1 protein-coding gene and 1 pseudogene are annotated in these 1,482 nt (G+C 58.9%); both read right to left on the minus strand.

What is annotated here, in order from left to right; genetic code table 11:
• Window positions 1-1,228: type VI secretion system tip protein TssI/VgrG (tssI, locus tag AACY18_RS27860; RefSeq protein WP_339466841.1), on the minus strand; the 1,228-nt coding region annotated here is incomplete at its 3' end.
• A 128-nt stretch (window positions 1,229-1,356) separates the two neighbouring features.
• Window positions 1,357-1,482 (minus strand): annotated as a pseudogene (locus AACY18_RS27865) (Hcp family type VI secretion system effector); the annotation flags it as partial.

Genomic DNA, 1,482 nt, shown 5'->3' on the forward strand with positions numbered 1-1,482 from the left:
TGGTCATGTCATCGTGCTTGCCTTCGCGATCCCAGAAGAACTGCACCTTGACCCGGCCATACTGGTCGCAGTAGATCTCTTCGCCTTCCGGGCCGCAGACCACGGCGCTTTGCGTGCCGAGGACTTTCGGTTTCGGGTGATCGAGCGGCGGACGGTAAGGCACGTCCCACGGGATCGCGCTGAAGCGGTTGCGGTAGCCCTGGTGGAAATCGTCCTTGTTGTCCGTGGTGTCGCTGGTCACCGACTCTTCCAGCACTTGCGGCTGCTTGCCTTCGTGGAAGATTTCAGTGAGCAGCCACAGGTCGTTCCACGTCGGGTTGGCGTGTTCGGTCAGGGCAAGAAAATGTCCGCTGACCAGGATAGGCTGATCGCTGTTGCCTTCGGCGAGTCGATAGTCGCTGCGATGACGCTCCAGCGCGCGATTGGCCAAATGTTTGCCGCGGTCACGGTCAACGAATCGGCCCGGGTAATCGTAATCTTCCAAGTCTGGCTGGGCACTGCTTTTGGCGTCGCTTTCCAGCTCGATTTTCGGTTTGACGAAGTCGTAATCGCGTCGCGTAGTGCGGCTGGTGCGGGTAGCCAGACGCAGGCCGAAACGTTTGACCACCGGTCTGTCGGCGACCAGTCCGGAGTCCTGCTGATAGGCCACGGGCGCGAGTTTCGGGAACACCGTCTGGTCATCGCCGAAGGTCAGTTTGTGGCCGCTGGCGGTGTGCTGAAAGTGGTAGTGAATACCTTCTTCCTCGCACAGGCGCTGGATGAAATCGAGATCCGATTCGTCGTACTGCACGCAGTAGATGCGCTCTGGGTAAATCGCGCTCAGCTGGAAGTGGTAATCGCTGGCGAGGATGCCGTGCTCTTCCAACACCTGGCTGATGATCTGCTGCACGGTCATCTGCTGGAAAATGCGCTGATTGACCCGGTGCGCGAGGTACGCCAGTTGCGGGCGCAGGGAGATCTTGTAGCGCGTCAGGCGCTTGCCCGCCTCGCCCTGGGCGATGCTGTAGACCAGCCCGTGAATGCCGGTACCGGTCGGCGACAGCTGAAGAAACGCCAGTTTATGCAGCACGCTTTCGAGGTTGATCGCAGCCTTTTCGCTGACCAGTTCCAGCTCGAATTCGAAGGGGGTGTTAAGTGCCTCCCGGCCGGTAAACGACAAGACCTGGAAATCGGTTTCCACGCCATCGACGGTCAGGTTGAAATGAGGCTGGTTGGCCGGTGAGAACATCCCTTGTTCCTCGCGCAATGCTGCGACGCGCAACAGCCCGTTGAAGGGCTATTGGCGAAAAATTCTTTAAGTAGTGAATGTGCCTCGACCGGCGAAACCGGCCGAGACGGTACAACCATCAGCCGCGATTAAACGACTGGAGCACGCCAGTCATCGGAACCCGAAGTACCGGATACTTCGTGGGTCCAGGTGATTTTGCGGTAGGTGAACTGCACTTCTTCCAGGTGGGTGAAGTGCGAGTTGCCTGGATCCTG

Source organism: Pseudomonas sp. EA_65y_Pfl2_P74, from assembly GCF_963970575.1.
GTDB classification, from domain to species: domain Bacteria; phylum Pseudomonadota; class Gammaproteobacteria; order Pseudomonadales; family Pseudomonadaceae; genus Aquipseudomonas; species Aquipseudomonas baetica_A.